This is a genomic window from Luteibacter sp., from assembly GCF_036499525.1.
Classification (GTDB): Bacteria; Pseudomonadota; Gammaproteobacteria; order Xanthomonadales; family Rhodanobacteraceae; genus Luteibacter.
Genome location: NZ_DASYDO010000057.1, coordinates 12,802 through 26,393, shown reverse-complemented (window position 1 = coordinate 26,393; position 13,592 = coordinate 12,802). Strand labels below are relative to the sequence as shown.

Below are 13,592 nucleotides of genomic sequence, written 5' to 3'. Positions count from 1 at the left end.
AGTTCACCTATAAACGTAATATCCATATCTGTTCAGTGGGGAGTCCCGATGTCGTTGCCGAACACCGGCCAGTTGCCAGCCACAGCGCAGGGGCGAAAGTCCCGGCCGCTTTCGCCATTGGCGTTCGGTGGCGCGCCGGTGGGCAACCTCTATAGCGCGGTGGACGCAACCGAAGCCGAACACGCCATCCACCAGGCATGGGAAGGCGGTATCCGCCATTACGACACGGCGCCCTACTACGGCTTCGGCCTCAGCGAGACCCGCATCGGCGAGGCGCTCGCGGGTCTGCCGCGCGAGAGCTATACACTCTCGACGAAGGTCGGCCGGGTCATCGAAGATGCCGCAGGCCATCGCGGCCAGAATGACGGTTTCGCCGTAGACGGCCGTGCCGCGCGCTTCGATTACAGCCGCGCCGGTGTGCGTCGCAGCCTCGAGGCCAGCCTTCGCCGCCTGCGCATCGAACACATCGACATCCTCTTCCTGCACGACATCGGCGCGCTCACCCATGGCGGCCGGCATCCACAGGTGCTGGCCCAGGCGTTGGACGAGGCATTGCCCGAGATGGCGCGGATGCGCGACGAAGGCCTCGTCGGCGCCATCGGCATCGGCGTGAACGAGGAAGCGATCTGCCTCGATGTGATGCCGCGCTTTCCGCTGGACATCATCATGCTCGCGGGGCGCTATACGCTGTTCGAGCAGGATGCGAGCAAGGCCGTGATGGAGCGAGCCGTCGCGACCGGCGTGTCGGTGCTGATCGCCGGCCCCTACAACTCCGGGCTGCTCGGTGCCGCGGATGCTCCCGGCGCTACGTACAACTATGCGCCGGCCTCCGCTGAAGTCCTCGCCCGTGCACGGCGCTACTACGACATCTGTCGCCGCACCGGTGCGGAGGTCGGCGCGGCCGCATTGCAGTTCCCCTTGGCGCATCCCGCCGTCTCCGCCGTGGTTTGCGGACTGCGCTCTCCGGCCGAAGTCGACGCGGCGCTGCATCGCCAGCGCGCGACCGTGCCTGCCGCCACCTGGACGGCACTGCGCGAGGAAGGCCTGATCGATCCGACGGTGCCCACGCCATGATCGTCGACGCCCACCGCCACTACTGGGATCCGTCGCGACGGGACTACGGCTGGCTTGCCGGTGCACCCGAAACACTGCGCCGCGCCTTCCTGCCCGGCGATCTGGCGGGCGAGACAGACCCGTGCATCCTCGTGCAGGCCGCACCGGACGAGCGCGAGACGCGCTTCCTCTTCGAACTGGCACGCAAGCATCCTGGCGTGCTCGGCGTCGTCGGCTGGGTGGACATGGAAGCGCTCGACGTCGCTTCCCGTCTCGACTGGCTCGTCGCCGATGGCGGCGGCCTGCTGTGCGGCATCCGCCCGATGGTGCAGGACATCCCGGATACACAGTGGCTGGCCTCCCCGGCACTCGATATCGCCTTCGAGCACGTGCGCGATCGCGGGCTGGTGTTCGACGCGCTTGTCGATGGACGCCACCTGCGCGCGCTCTCCGATCGCCTCGCGCGTCATCCCGGGCTGCACACGGTGATCGACCACGCCGCGAAGCCGGATATCGCCGGTGGTGGTTTCGCCGAATGGGCCACGTCGATGGCCCGCCTTGCGCAGATGCCGGATGTGTACTGCAAATTGTCTGGCCTGCTCACCCTCACCGGCGCCGGTTCGGATCCCCGTACGCTCGAGCCTTACGTCGCGCACCTGTTCGAAACCTTCGGTGCGAAACGCCTTATCTGGGGAAGCGACTGGCCCGTGCTCACCACGCGTGCCAGCTACGACGCGTGGAAGACATGCGCGCGCGAGTTCGTCCGGCGTCATGCACCCATGGCGGAAGCCGCCGTGTTCGGTGGCAACGCCCTCACCGTTTATTCCCTCTCGAGGATTTCGTCATGACGACACAGCCCGGAACGCGCACAAACGGCCGCCTCGCAGGCAAGCGCGCCCTGATCACCGCGGCCGGTGCCGGTATCGGCCGCGCCACGGCGCTGGCCTTCGCCGCCGAAGGCGCCACCGTGCTGGCGACCGACATCGATGCCGCCAGCCTCGCTTCGCTCGGCGCGGAACAGCCGTCGATTACCGCGCGCACGCTGGACGTGACCGACCCGGAAGCGATCGCCGCGCTTGTCGCCGAAGCGGGCGCCGTCGACGTCCTTTTCAACTGCGCGGGCTATGTGCATGCCGGCACCATCCTCGACACGGACGAGGCCACCTGGCGCCGTTCCTTCACGATCAACGTGGACAGCATGTTCCATACCTGTCGCGCCGTGCTTCCCGGCATGCTCGAACGCGGCACCGGCAGCATCGTGAACATGTCCTCGGTGGCGTCCAGCATCAAGGGCGTGCCGAACCGCTTCGCTTATGGAACCACCAAGGCCGCGGTGATCGGCCTCACCCGCTCCATCGCCGCCGACTACGTGGCACGCGGCGTACGCTGTAACGCCATCTGCCCCGGCACGGTGAAGACACCTTCGCTCGGTGACCGCGTGCGCGCGCTGGGCGGCGACGAGGATGCCGTATGGCGCGGCTTTACCGAACGCCAGCCGATGGGCCGTCTGGGCGAGCCGCGCGAAATCGCCGCGCTGGCCGTGTACCTGGCCTCCGACGAATCGTCGTTTACCACCGGCACCGTCCACGTCGTGGACGGCGGCTGGTCGAACTAAGGGAGCACTCCGATGAAACTCGCCCGCTATGGTGCACCAGGTCAGGAGAAGCCCGGTCTCATCGACGGCGAAGGCCGGCTGCGCGATCTCTCCGGCGTGGTGCCCGACCTCGCCGGCGACGTCATCGGTAACGAGGGTCTCCGCCGACTCGCTGCCATCGATCCCACCGCGCTTCCCCTCGTCGAGGGAAATCCGCGCTTCGGCGCCCCCGTGGCCGGCATCGGCAAGATGCTTTGCATCGGCATGAATTACGCAGACCACGCCGCGGAAACCGGGGCACCCGTGCCCGAGCAACCCGTCCTCTTCATGAAGGCCACCACCGCCATCGGCGGACCGAACGACACCGTCGTGATTCCGCGCGATTCGGTGCAGACCGACTGGGAAGTGGAACTCGGTGTCATCATCGGCGAGGTGGCGCGCCATGTATCGGTGGAACAGGCCATGACGCACGTAGCCGGCTACGCCGTCATCAACGATCTGTCCGAGCGCGCCTTCCAGCTCGAGCACGGCGGCCAGTGGGTGAAGGGCAAGAGCTGCGACACCTTCGGCCCCATCGGTCCGTGGCTCGTCACGCGCGACGAGGTGGCCGATCCGCAGGACCTTTCCCTGTGGCTCGAGGTGAACGGCCACCGCTATCAGAACGGCAATACGAGGACGATGGTGTTCGGCGTGGCGCAGCTGGTGAGCTATATCAGCCGCTACATGACGCTGATGCCCGGCGACGTCATCAGCACGGGCACGCCCGCCGGTGTCGGTCTTGGCCTGAAGCCGCCCACCTACCTCAAGCCCGGCGACGTGATCGAACTCGGTATCGAAGGACTGGGGCGGCAGCGCCAGGACGTGGTGGCCCATGGAGATCGCAACGCATGGTGACGATCACCGCGCTGGACACGTTCGACGTCCGCTTCCCCACGTCGCTGGACCATGACGGTTCCGATGCGATGAATCCGGACCCGGACTATTCCGCGGCCTATGTGGTGGTACGCACGGACAGCCCCGATGGCCTCGCCGGCTACGGGCTCGTGTTCACCATCGGACGCGGCAACGACGTGCAGACCGCTGCGCTCGCCGCGTTGGAACCGATGGTGATCGGCCGGCGCGTCGAGGATATCGTCGAGCACCTCGGCGACTTCGCCCGCGAACTCAACGGCGATTCTCAACTGCGCTGGCTGGGTCCCGAGAAGGGTGTGATGCATATGGCCATCGGTGCGGTGATCAACGCCGCCTGGGACCTTGCCGCACGTCGTGCCGGAAAGCCGTTGTGGCGATTCATCGCGGAGATGACGCCGGAGCAGATCGTCGACCAGGTGGATTTCCGCTACCTCACGGACGCGCTCACGCCGCACCGCGCGCTGGAGATCCTTCGCGCGGCGGAGCCGCACAAGAAGCTGCGCATCGCGCAACTGGAAGCGGAAGGCTACCCCGCCTATACGACATCCCCCGGGTGGCTCGGTTACACCGACGAGAAGATGCAGCGCCTTGCGCGCCAGGCCGTGGACGACGGCTTCCGCACCATCAAGCTCAAGGTGGGCCTGCGCCTGGAAGACGACATCCGCCGTTGCCGGCTTGCCCGCGCCACCGTGGGTCCGGACATCGCCATTGCCGTGGACGCCAACCAGCGCTGGGACGTGGGCAGTGCCATCGAATGGCTGAAGCCTTTGGAGAGCGTCGGTCTTGCGTGGGTGGAAGAACCGACGAGCCCGGACGACATACTCGGCCACGCGGCCATCCGCCGTGCCATCGCACCCACGCCCATTTCCACCGGCGAGCATGGCCAGAACCGCGTGATCTTCAAGCAACTGCTTCAAGCCAGTGCGGTGGACCTCATCCAGATCGACGCCGCGCGCGTCGGCGGCGTGAACGAGAACCTTGCCATCCTGTTGCTCGCGGCGCACTTCGGTGTGCGCGTGTTCCCGCATGCCGGCGGCGTGGGCCTGTGCGAGCTCGTGCAGCACCTCGCCATGGCCGACTTCGTCGCGATCACGGGCAAGAAAGAAGACCGAGCCATCGAGTTCGTGGATCACCTGCACGAACACTTCGTCGACCCCGTGCGCATCGTCAAGGGCCGGTACATGGTGCCGACCGCACCGGGCTTCTCGGCCCAGATGCACCCCGCATCGATCCGCGACCACCTCTACCCGGACGGCATCGTCTGGCAGGGTGTCGCCCTGGCGGCGGGCGGTTGACGGCATGGCCGCGCCGGTCACGAACATTGCCGACCTGCGCGAGCTTGCGCGCCGGCGCGTGCCACGCGCGTTCTTCGAATACGCCGACCGTGGCTCGTACGATGAAGTGACGCTGCGCGAGAATCGCCGCGCTTTCGATCGCCTGCGCTTCCGCCAGCGCGTGATGCAGAATGTCGATCACCGCTCCCTCGCCACGACCGTGCTCGGGCAACCGCTGAGCATGCCGTTGGCGATCGCCCCTACCGGCATGGCAGGGCTTCAATATGGCAGCGGCGAAATCCACGGCGCGCGGGCCGCGGCGAAAGCCGGCATTCCGTTCTGCCTCAGCACGGTATCGATCTGCTCCATCGAGCAGGTACGCGCGGCCACGCAGGTGCCGTTCTGGTTCCAGGTGTACGTGATGCGCGATCGCGGGTTCACCCGCGAACTCATCCAGCGGGCGCGTGCGGCCGAATGTTCCGCGCTGATGGTCACGGCCGACCTCACCGTGCAGGGCCAGCGCCATCGCGAGATCAAGAACGGCCTGACCGTTCCCCCGAAGCTCACGCTGCACAACCTGTTCGACATCGCCAGCAAGCCACGCTGGGTGTGGAACGTGCTGCGCGCGCCGAGCCGGTCGTTCGGCAATCTCGACGGCCACATCAAGGGTGCAGACAGCCTGAGCACGCTCGCGCAATGGATCGCCGCCCAGTTCGATCCCACCATCACCTGGAACGATCTCGCATGGATTCGCGAGCTTTGGCCCGGGAAACTCATCGTCAAGGGCATCCTCGATCCCGAAGACGCGAAGCTGGCCGTCGCGCACGGCGTCGATGCCATTGTCGTCTCCAACCACGGCGGCCGCCAGCTCGACGGCGCCCCGGCCAGCATCGACGTGCTGCGCTCCGTCGTCGACGCGGTCGCCGGTGGCACGGAGGTGCTGTTCGACAGCGGCATCACCAGCGGCCAGGACCTGCTCAAGGCACTCGCCCTCGGCGCCCGCGCCGGCCTCATCGGCAAGGCCTTCCTCTACGGCCTCGGCGCCGGCGGCGAAGCCGGCGTCACCCTGGCCATCGAACTCATCCGCCGGGAGCTCAGCGTATCGATGGCCCTCACCGGCACGCTCGACGCCACCCGCGTGTCGCCCGACATCCTATGGAAGGGATGACCGTTTGCTGTGGGGAGCGCGCTGGCGCGTGTACGGCCTCGCCGTAATCCCTCCGCGCGCCAGCGCGCTACCCACACTCCTCAACACCGGTAGGAGCGCGCCTTGCGCGCGACATCTTTTGAGGCCGTGAACGGCAGGATCTTTTGCTCTTACAGGACCTTTTCTCTTACAGGACCTGATGCTCTTCGCGAAAAGATGTCGCGCGCAGGGCGCGCTCCTACGGTGGACAGGCGGCCAGGTCGAAGATCTGGTGCATGGGGGTCCATTTCTGGCCGGCTTGTGCCCACGGAAGGGGCTGCTGGAACGTGGCCATCAGCGCTTCCCACGCCTGCACGCGTTCATTGGCCGCGTCCGCTTTCGCCTTGGCGCCGGCGTCGAATTCCGGGGCCACGCGAATCAGCATCACCAGTCGGTTACCCGTACGGAAGATCCGCATGTCGAGGATGCCCGCCGCGCGGATCGAGCGGACCACGGCCGGCCAGATGAACTCGCTACGATGCCAGCGCTCGTATTCCGCGATGGCGGCGGGATCGTCGCGCAGGTCCAGCGCCAGGCACTGACAACTCATGCGGCGGTCTCCCCGCCCTTCGAGCGTCGCCACGCGAAGACGAAGATCGCCACGAAGCACAACATCGGCACGAACATCGCATGTGCGATGCCGAAGCGATCCGATGTCGCACCCATCGCCGCGGTAAGCACCGCACCACCAACGATAGACATCACCAGCAGCGACGCGCCAAGCTTGCGCTCCGCATCGCTCCGCCCTTCGACACCCAAGGCGAAGATGGTCGGATACATGATCGACATGAAGAAGCTCGAAGCCACCAGCGCATAGATGCCGACACCGCCCGGCATGAAGGCCGCGGCCCCCGCCAGCACGACGTTCACCAAGGCGAACGTGCCGAGCACCCGCGCCGGACGCAGGTACTTCATGATCGCGGCACCGGCGAAACGCCCCGCCATGAAGCAGAGCAGGCCGGCGGTGATGAAGTTCGCGGCAACCTTGTCCGCCGTACCCGGCATCGTCGCCTGCGCGTAGCGGATCATGTAGCTGAAGATGGCGACCTGCGCGCCCACGTAAAAGAACTGTGCCAGGACGGCCGACATGAACCGGCCGTCTCGCAGCAGGCGAACGAGTACACCGTGTTCCGCCGCATCGCTGCCGTCCTCCTCCGTCGCGGTACGAGGGAAGCGCGTCGCGAGGATGATGACAGCCCAGGCGATCACGCCCAGGCCGATGACGAGGTAAGGCATCTGTACCGCCGCTGCTTCACTCTTCACGTAAGCGGTGCGCGCCACGGCATCCATCGTCGCCAGTTCGGCCGGTGTACGCTCCACGCCGGTAAAGATGAAGTGCTGGCCGATCAACACACCCGTGATCGAGCCGAGCGGGTTGAAGGCCTGCGCGAGGTTCAGGCGCGAGGCCGCCGAATCCCGCGGGCCGAGCAAGGTCACCCAGGGATTCGCGGACGTTTCGAGGAAGGCCAGCCCCGCCGCGATGACGAAGAGCCCGACGAGAAAGGTGGCATACGTCGCCGTGGCCGCCGCCGGCCAGAACAGCAACGCGCCCGCGCCGTAAAGCAGCAGGCCCAGCACTACCGCGGCCTTGTAGCCGAAGCGACGCATGAAGATGCCGGCGGGGATGGCGAGCAGGAAATAGCCCAGGTAGAAGGCGCTCTGCACCAGTCCCGCCTGGAGGTCGGAAAGCGTGAAGGCTTTTTTGAACTGCGCGACCAACACGTCGTTGAGGTTGTTCGCCACGCCCCACAGGAAGAACAGGCTGACGATCAACACCAGCGGAACCCATGGCGTACGCGCCAGGGCGCGCGTGGACGGCGCCGCGATCGGCCTGTGTTGCTGCATGCTTGCCCCTCCAGATCGTGACACGGCTCGCCCCGTCGTGTACAAATATGAACTCAATATTCACCAGCATAACAAGCTGCGGTGCAACATGAAGCGGGCCTAGCGCAGGCTAGACTCCTTCCGCGACATCCATCACCGCCACGGAATGCCATGCCCTCCGATTCGCCGAAGTATCGCGCCCCCGCCCTCGACAAGGGCCTCGACATCCTGGAACTGCTCGCCAAGGCGACCCAGCCCCTGTCCATTGCCGAGATTTCCGACGGCGTCGGCCGTTCGCGCGGCGAGATCTTCCGAATGCTCCAGGTGCTGGAAGAACGCGACTACATCGCCCGCGCCGAGGGCGACGGCGCCTATTCCATCACGCCGCGCCTGTTCCGTCTCGGCATGGAGCAGCCGCCGGTGCGGAACCTCGTGGAAACGGCGATGCCGGTGATGCACCGGCTGGCCGAGGAAATCGACCAGTCCTGCCACCTCGTGGTGCCATCGCAGGAGCAGATCGTGGTGATCGCACGCGTCGATCCGCCGGGCGAAACCGGTCTCGTCGTCCGTGTTGGTCACCGCCGGCCGATCTCGCATTCGGCGTCGGGTTATGTGCTGCTGGCATGGCAGACGGACGAAACGCGCGAACGCTGGTTCCGCACGATGCTGGAACACGAGCCGACGCTGAAGCGCGCGCGGATCGAAATGACGATCAAGGAGATTCGCGACGCCGGGCTGGCGACGATTCCGAGCGAAGTCGTGGACGGCGTGACCGATCTATCGGCGCCGATCATCGAAGGGAACCACGCCGTCTGCGCATTGACCGTGCCCTTCATCGAGCGGCGCGGGGCGAAGATCGATATGAAGGGGACGGCGCGGGTGTTGGTGGCGGCGGCCGCGGATGTTTCGCGGGAGCTGTCGCACGGGGCGCCTGGGGCGGCAATGGTTTAGGCGTGCTTTGACGGCACGATCAGCATCGCATCACCATAAGAGAAGAAGCGATAGCGCTGCAGCACCGCATAGCGATACGCATCCAGGATCGCTTCCTTACCGGCCAGTGCGGAAACCAGCATCAGCAGCGTCGACTGCGGGAGATGGAAGTTGGTGATGAGGGCGTCGACGCTGGTGATCTTGTACCCGGGGAAGATGAAGATCTGCGTTTCGCCGGCGAAGGGACGCAGGACGCCATCGACTGTCGCGCTTTCCAGCGCGCGAACTACCGTGGTGCCCACGGCCACGACGCGTCCGCCGGCGGCACGCGTTGCACGGATTTTTTCGACCAGTCCCGCACCCACGTTCAGCCATTCGCGATGCATCACGTGGTCGCGGACGTCGTCGGCGCGCATCGGCTGGAACGTGCCTGCACCGACGTGCAACGTGACATAGCCCGTTTCCACGCCGTGCTCGCGCAAACGATCGAGCAGTTCCTCGTCGAAGTGCAGGCCTGCCGTAGGTGCCGCGACGGCGCCGGGCTCGCGGGCGAACACCGTCTGATAGCGTTCCAGGTCGGACGCATCGGCGCCGCGTTCGATGTACGGCGGCAGGGGCATCTCGCCCAGACGGGACAACAGGCGCTCCAGCGGTTCTTCGGTATCGAAGCGGAGCAGGAAGAACTCGCCTTCGCGGCCGAGCACGGTAATCATGCTGCCGTCGGCCAGTTCGATGCGGCCGCCTTCCTTCGGCTTCTTGCTGACGCCAAGTTGTGCACGGGCCTCGTGGGCGCCGGTGACGCGTTCGATCAGGATCTCGACCGCGCCTCCCGATTCCTTGCGGCCGTAGAGGCGCGCCGGGAGTACCCGGGTGTCATTGAAGACCAGCAGGTCGCCGGGGCGGAGCATTTCCGGCAGTTCGTGGAATTTGCGGTCTTTCTTGCTGTGCAACGCGACGTCGACGACGAGCAGACGGCTGCCCGAGCGGCGAGCGAGCGGCGCCTGCGCGATGAGGTCGGGCGGGAGTTCGAAGTCGAAGTCGGATTTCTTCACGGGTACGGCCGGGGGCGGAGCGATGGTGTGATTATCGCCGATCTGGAGTTCGCGAGCCCGGATACCCTTGGAGAATGTAGGAGCGCGCCTTGCGCGCGACAGGTTTTCGCTTCAGCCCTGAAACTTGCGCGCCAGCTCCGGGGCTCGGCCTCAAAAGATGTCGCGCGCAGGGCGCGCTCCTACAGCCAGCCTTTCTGGCGTGCCAGGCGGTAGGCCTCGATCCGGTTCGTCGCGCCCAGCTTGCCTATCGCCTCGGACAGGTAATTGCGGACCGTGCCGTGCGAGAGGTTCAGCTGGGTACCGATGTCGCTGGCGGAATGGCCTTCGCCGGCCAATCGAAGCACCTGGCGTTCGCGGTCGTTCAGCGGATCGGCGTCCGACCAGGCTTCGAGGGCCAGCTGAGGGTCGATGGCGCGTCCACCGCGGTGGACGGTGCGCAACGCTTCGGCAAGGTTCTCGGCCGGCGCATCCTTCAGCAAGTAGCCGCCCACGCCGGCGTCGAGCGCGCGACGCAGGAAGCCCGGGCGAGCGAACGTGGTCACGATGATGACCTTCACCGGCAGCTCGTGCCGGCGGACGCGCTGCGCTATTTCCAGACCGGTGAGACCGGGCATCTCGATGTCGGTCACCAGTACATCCGGCTTGAGGCGCTGGAGTTCGCGCCAGGCGCTCTCGCCGTCGGCGGCAGAGCCCAGCACCTCGATGTCCGACTCCAGACTCAGCAGCGCCGTCAATGCGCCGCGCACCATGGCCTGATCCTCGGCGAGCAATACCCTGATCATGCGAAACGCTCCAGGCGGCTATTCAGTGCGGGCACGGCGATGCGCACGATCGTCCCTTTCTGCGCAGTCGATTCGAAGACCAGCGTCCCACCGAGCGCACGTACGCGCTCGCGCATGCCGCAGATGCCATTGCCTTCGCCGCCGGCAAGACCATGACCGTTGTCCATGACGGTCATCGTGCAGGCGCGGTCGTCCATCGACACCGTCACCTCGGCGAAGGTGGCGCCGGCATGGCGGTGGATATTGGTCACCGCTTCGCGGAGGACCAGCGCGAGTTCGTTGTCCAGGCGCGGCGGCAGTTCCGGCACGTCGACGGCATAGATGAAATTGATCATCGAGGTGTTCAGCAGCAGCCGTGCAGCGGCAAGCTCGGCCACCACGCCGGAGGCGCGGATACCGGTCACGGCCGAGCGCACTTCCGCCAGCGCGTGCCGCGCAACCTGCTCGGCTTCCTCGATCTCCCGACGCGCGGCGGCGCCGTCGCGATCGAGCAAGCGGCGTGACAGTTCCAGCTTCAACGTGATCAAGGACAGGGTGTGCCCTAACAAGTCATGCAGGTCGCGGCCGATGCGCTCGCGTTCGGCCGTGGCGGCGAGGCGGCGGATCTCGTCATGGGAAAGCTTCAGTTCGACATCGCGCTGCGCGTTGAACCGGTAGACCACGTTGATCCCACCCACCGACAACGCGATGAACGAGATCGTGGCCATGATGGGAATGGGCCAGCCCGCCGCGAAGTACGCCACGCCCAGGAACCCGCCGATCATGATCGCCATGCCGGCGATGCACTTCTTCGGCGCCCCCTCGAAGCCCATCATCGCGCAGGCATAGATGAGGTACGTCGCGCCGCCGCTGGCGTTGAAATTCAGTGTGGCATAGGACAACAGCGCGACCGCGCCGGCAAACCATGGAACGTGGCGCAAGGGACGTGTGTACGCCGCCGCGTAAAGGAGCAGGAAGACCGGGAACGTGATGGCGGTAACCATGCCCCAATGCGGTCCGAGACGGTCCGCGAAGATGAGGTCGCCAAAGACGTACACCGCCCATACGAGATTGAACAGACTCGCCACGCGGAGCCTCGGTCGCTCGCGATAGCGGTTCCAGAGCGAATCCGGGGTCGGCTGGAACCACGAGCGAGGCATGTGCGTGTCTCTGGAGAGGGCCTGGATCATGCTACTTCAACCGTGACGGCGCAGGCGACGCGCGGCGACCAGTACGAAGGCCACGGTGAAGCCGGCGAGCACCGTGGCATGGAGGGCTTCGCCGCCCTGCCCCAGGCCCACCGCCGAAAGCGCCAGCCGGTTGAGGTGGTACGCCGGCCACAGCGGCGCGATCGATTGCAGGAAGGCCGGCATGATCGAGAGCGGAAACCACAATCCCGACAGGAAGGCCATCGGCAGGTAGATGAGGTTGACGACGCCCGGCGCCCCCTGCCCCTTCACCAGCGTGCCAATCAGGAGTCCAAGCGCCGCGAACGGGAGCACGCCCAGCACTTCGAGGGCGAAGAAGGCAGCAATGCGCGACGGCGGCAGGCTCACCCCGGCAAGGAAGATGGCCAGGCAAAGCATGATGACCGAGATGATCGCCGCCACCAGCAAGGCCATGCACATCTTGCCGAGGAGGTACGCGCCGGGCGGCATTGGCGACGCACGCTTCAACGTGAGCAACCCCGTGTCGCGCTCGAGCGCCAGCGATACGCCGAAGCCGAACAGGCCCGGTGCCATGACGCCGAAGGTGCCGTACGAGGCCAGCAGGTAACGCGGCGCGTCCGCACTGTTGGCATGGCCGAGGAGGATGCCGAACATCAGGTAGAACACCGACGGGAACAGCAGCGTCGGCAAGAGGAAGCCGGGATTGCGCAGGTAGCGCAGACACTCCGCCCGCGCTTCCTCCAGGTACGCATGGATCACACCCCCCGTCGTCATGATGGGCGTGGCGGTGCTTTCGATGGTGCTCATGCGGCCTCCCGGACGGCATCGGTCTCGCGGGTGATTTCCTGGAACGCCTCGGCAAGACCGGCGCGCTGGACTTCCAGTTCGGACAGCGACGGGTCGGCGTCGAGCAGGCGCCTGACAACGGCTTCCGCCTCTGCGGTGGCGATGACCGTGCGTTCCTGCTTCATCTCGGCCGAAGCGACCTCGGGCCAGCCCAGCAAGGTATCGATCGTTACGGAAGTGATACAGCGGATCCGGCGCAACGACACGTGTGCCCGGAGTGCGTCCACACTGCCTTCGGACACGACGCGCCCCTTCGCGATCACGCAGACGCGGTCGGCCAGCGCTTCGGCTTCTTCCAGGTAATGCGTGGTAAGCACCACCGCGCAGCCTTCGGACACAAGCCGCCGAATGGCCGCCCAGAGTGACTGTCGGGCGTCGATATCCATGCCGACCGTAGGCTCGTCGAGGAACAGGATGTCGGGACGCCCCGCCATGGCCAGGGCGAACTGCACGCGGCGCTGCTGGCCGCCGGACAAGGCGCCGTAGCGGCGACCGAGCAGATCGGTGATGCCGGCCAGGTCGGCGCATTCCGCGACAGGTCGGGGTTCCGGGTAATAGCTTGCCGTCAGCCGGAGAAGTTCTCCCACTTTCAGCGTGGGAGGCAGGCTCGCCGACTGCAGCATCACGCCGATGCGCCGACGCGCTTCGATGTCCTGGGGATCCCTGTCGAACAGCGTGGCACCGCCACTGTCGGGGCGGTGCAGGCCCAGCAGCAGGGCGATGCTGGTGCTCTTGCCGGCACCGTTCGGGCCGAGCAGCGCAAGGATTTCACCGCGGTGGATATCCAGGTCGATGTCGTCGAGCGCGGTGATCGCGCCGTATTTTTTACGGGCCTTTACGAGGCCGGCGATGCGAGTGTCGTTCATGGTCCCCTCCTTGCAGCGCAACATATTCCTGCGCAAGCCATTGGCGGCAGTCGCTTGCGTCATTGTGCGTATGTGACAAGCGTCACCCGGGGGTTACGCCGTCTAAATACGCGTGATATGCTGAA

Annotated in this window: 14 protein-coding genes; 7 read left to right on the top strand and 7 right to left on the bottom strand. The window is 66.2% G+C overall.

The window, feature by feature from the left end; all coding sequences use genetic code 11:
• Positions 1-48: 48 nt before the first annotated feature.
• From VGM71_RS10645 to VGM71_RS10620, 6 genes are read left to right on the top strand one after another with little or no spacing between them, the layout of a single operon-like run.
• Positions 49-1,074 (top strand): aldo/keto reductase, encoded by a 1,026-nt coding sequence (locus VGM71_RS10645; RefSeq protein WP_331544867.1) that lies wholly within the window; start codon positions 49-51, stop codon positions 1,072-1,074.
• Positions 1,071-1,901, top strand: coding sequence for an amidohydrolase family protein (locus VGM71_RS10640; RefSeq protein WP_331544865.1), 831 nt, complete (start codon positions 1,071-1,073; stop codon positions 1,899-1,901). Before VGM71_RS10645 ends, VGM71_RS10640 begins: the two co-directional genes overlap by 4 nt.
• Complete coding sequence (locus VGM71_RS10635; RefSeq protein ID WP_331544863.1) at positions 1,898-2,668, top strand: SDR family oxidoreductase; 771 nt, start codon at positions 1,898-1,900, stop codon at positions 2,666-2,668. Before VGM71_RS10640 ends, VGM71_RS10635 begins: the two co-directional genes overlap by 4 nt.
• 12 nt (positions 2,669-2,680) lie before the next feature.
• Positions 2,681-3,541 (top strand): fumarylacetoacetate hydrolase family protein, encoded by an 861-nt coding sequence (locus VGM71_RS10630; protein WP_331544861.1) that lies wholly within the window; start codon positions 2,681-2,683, stop codon positions 3,539-3,541.
• Entirely contained in the window at positions 3,535-4,854 is a 1,320-nt protein-coding gene (locus VGM71_RS10625; protein WP_331544859.1) for an enolase C-terminal domain-like protein, read from the top strand. The genes VGM71_RS10630 and VGM71_RS10625 overlap by 7 nt, the downstream gene beginning before the upstream one ends.
• Before the next feature lie 4 nt (positions 4,855-4,858).
• On the top strand, positions 4,859-6,001 hold the full coding sequence (locus VGM71_RS10620) for an alpha-hydroxy acid oxidase (RefSeq protein ID WP_331544857.1): 1,143 nt from the start codon (positions 4,859-4,861) through the stop codon (positions 5,999-6,001).
• A gap of 217 nt (positions 6,002-6,218) precedes the next feature.
• Here VGM71_RS10620 and VGM71_RS10615 read toward each other — a convergent pair whose 3' ends face one another.
• Positions 6,219-6,569: an L-rhamnose mutarotase gene (locus VGM71_RS10615; RefSeq protein ID WP_331544855.1), complete on the bottom strand. Its 351-nt coding sequence runs from the start codon at positions 6,567-6,569 to the stop codon at positions 6,219-6,221.
• Positions 6,566-7,864: an L-fucose:H+ symporter permease gene (fucP, locus tag VGM71_RS10610; RefSeq protein ID WP_331544853.1), complete on the bottom strand. Its 1,299-nt coding sequence runs from the start codon at positions 7,862-7,864 to the stop codon at positions 6,566-6,568. The genes VGM71_RS10615 and fucP overlap by 4 nt, the downstream gene beginning before the upstream one ends.
• Before the next feature lie 150 nt (positions 7,865-8,014).
• Here fucP and VGM71_RS10605 point away from each other — a divergent pair, with 150 nt between their 5' ends.
• Positions 8,015-8,794: an IclR family transcriptional regulator gene (locus VGM71_RS10605; protein ID WP_331544851.1), complete on the top strand. Its 780-nt coding sequence runs from the start codon at positions 8,015-8,017 to the stop codon at positions 8,792-8,794.
• On the opposite strand, the gene queA is transcribed toward VGM71_RS10605, so the two are convergent.
• The 5 genes from queA to VGM71_RS10580 all read right to left on the bottom strand — a co-directional run bounded on the left by queA (position 8,791) and on the right by VGM71_RS10580 (position 13,467).
• Positions 8,791-9,825 (bottom strand): tRNA preQ1(34) S-adenosylmethionine ribosyltransferase-isomerase QueA, encoded by a 1,035-nt coding sequence (gene queA / locus VGM71_RS10600; RefSeq protein ID WP_331544849.1) that lies wholly within the window; start codon positions 9,823-9,825, stop codon positions 8,791-8,793. The genes VGM71_RS10605 and queA overlap by 4 nt on opposite strands.
• A 179-nt stretch (positions 9,826-10,004) precedes the next feature.
• Complete coding sequence (locus tag VGM71_RS10595) at positions 10,005-10,607, bottom strand: response regulator transcription factor (protein WP_331544847.1); 603 nt, start codon at positions 10,605-10,607, stop codon at positions 10,005-10,007.
• Positions 10,604-11,776, bottom strand: coding sequence for a sensor histidine kinase (locus VGM71_RS10590; protein WP_331544845.1), 1,173 nt, complete (start codon positions 11,774-11,776; stop codon positions 10,604-10,606). Before VGM71_RS10590 ends, VGM71_RS10595 begins: the two co-directional genes overlap by 4 nt.
• A 6-nt stretch (positions 11,777-11,782) precedes the next feature.
• Positions 11,783-12,562: an ABC transporter permease gene (locus tag VGM71_RS10585; RefSeq protein ID WP_331544843.1), complete on the bottom strand. Its 780-nt coding sequence runs from the start codon at positions 12,560-12,562 to the stop codon at positions 11,783-11,785.
• Positions 12,559-13,467 (bottom strand): ABC transporter ATP-binding protein, encoded by a 909-nt coding sequence (locus tag VGM71_RS10580; protein ID WP_331544841.1) that lies wholly within the window; start codon positions 13,465-13,467, stop codon positions 12,559-12,561. The genes VGM71_RS10585 and VGM71_RS10580 overlap by 4 nt, the downstream gene beginning before the upstream one ends.
• Between the last annotated feature and the right edge of the window lie 125 nt (positions 13,468-13,592).

Excerpts from the sequence above, each read along its gene's own strand:
- VGM71_RS10645 (WP_331544867.1), top strand. The coding sequence starts at position 49 with ATGTCGTTGCCGAACACCGGCCAGTTGCCAGCCACAGCGCAGGGGCGA.
- VGM71_RS10640 (WP_331544865.1), top strand. The coding sequence starts at position 1,071 with ATGATCGTCGACGCCCACCGCCACTACTGGGATCCGTCGCGACGGGAC.
- VGM71_RS10635 (WP_331544863.1), top strand. The coding sequence starts at position 1,898 with ATGACGACACAGCCCGGAACGCGCACAAACGGCCGCCTCGCAGGCAAG.
- VGM71_RS10630 (WP_331544861.1), top strand. The coding sequence starts at position 2,681 with ATGAAACTCGCCCGCTATGGTGCACCAGGTCAGGAGAAGCCCGGTCTC.
- VGM71_RS10625 (WP_331544859.1), top strand. The coding sequence starts at position 3,535 with ATGGTGACGATCACCGCGCTGGACACGTTCGACGTCCGCTTCCCCACG.
- VGM71_RS10620 (WP_331544857.1), top strand. The coding sequence starts at position 4,859 with ATGGCCGCGCCGGTCACGAACATTGCCGACCTGCGCGAGCTTGCGCGC.
- VGM71_RS10615 (WP_331544855.1), bottom strand. The coding sequence starts at position 6,569 with ATGAGTTGTCAGTGCCTGGCGCTGGACCTGCGCGACGATCCCGCCGCC.
- fucP (WP_331544853.1), bottom strand. The coding sequence starts at position 7,864 with ATGCAGCAACACAGGCCGATCGCGGCGCCGTCCACGCGCGCCCTGGCG.
- VGM71_RS10605 (WP_331544851.1), top strand. The coding sequence starts at position 8,015 with ATGCCCTCCGATTCGCCGAAGTATCGCGCCCCCGCCCTCGACAAGGGC.
- VGM71_RS10595 (WP_331544847.1), bottom strand. The coding sequence starts at position 10,607 with ATGATCAGGGTATTGCTCGCCGAGGATCAGGCCATGGTGCGCGGCGCA.
- VGM71_RS10590 (WP_331544845.1), bottom strand. The coding sequence starts at position 11,776 with ATGATCCAGGCCCTCTCCAGAGACACGCACATGCCTCGCTCGTGGTTC.
- VGM71_RS10585 (WP_331544843.1), bottom strand. The coding sequence starts at position 12,562 with ATGAGCACCATCGAAAGCACCGCCACGCCCATCATGACGACGGGGGGT.
- VGM71_RS10580 (WP_331544841.1), bottom strand. The coding sequence starts at position 13,467 with ATGAACGACACTCGCATCGCCGGCCTCGTAAAGGCCCGTAAAAAATAC.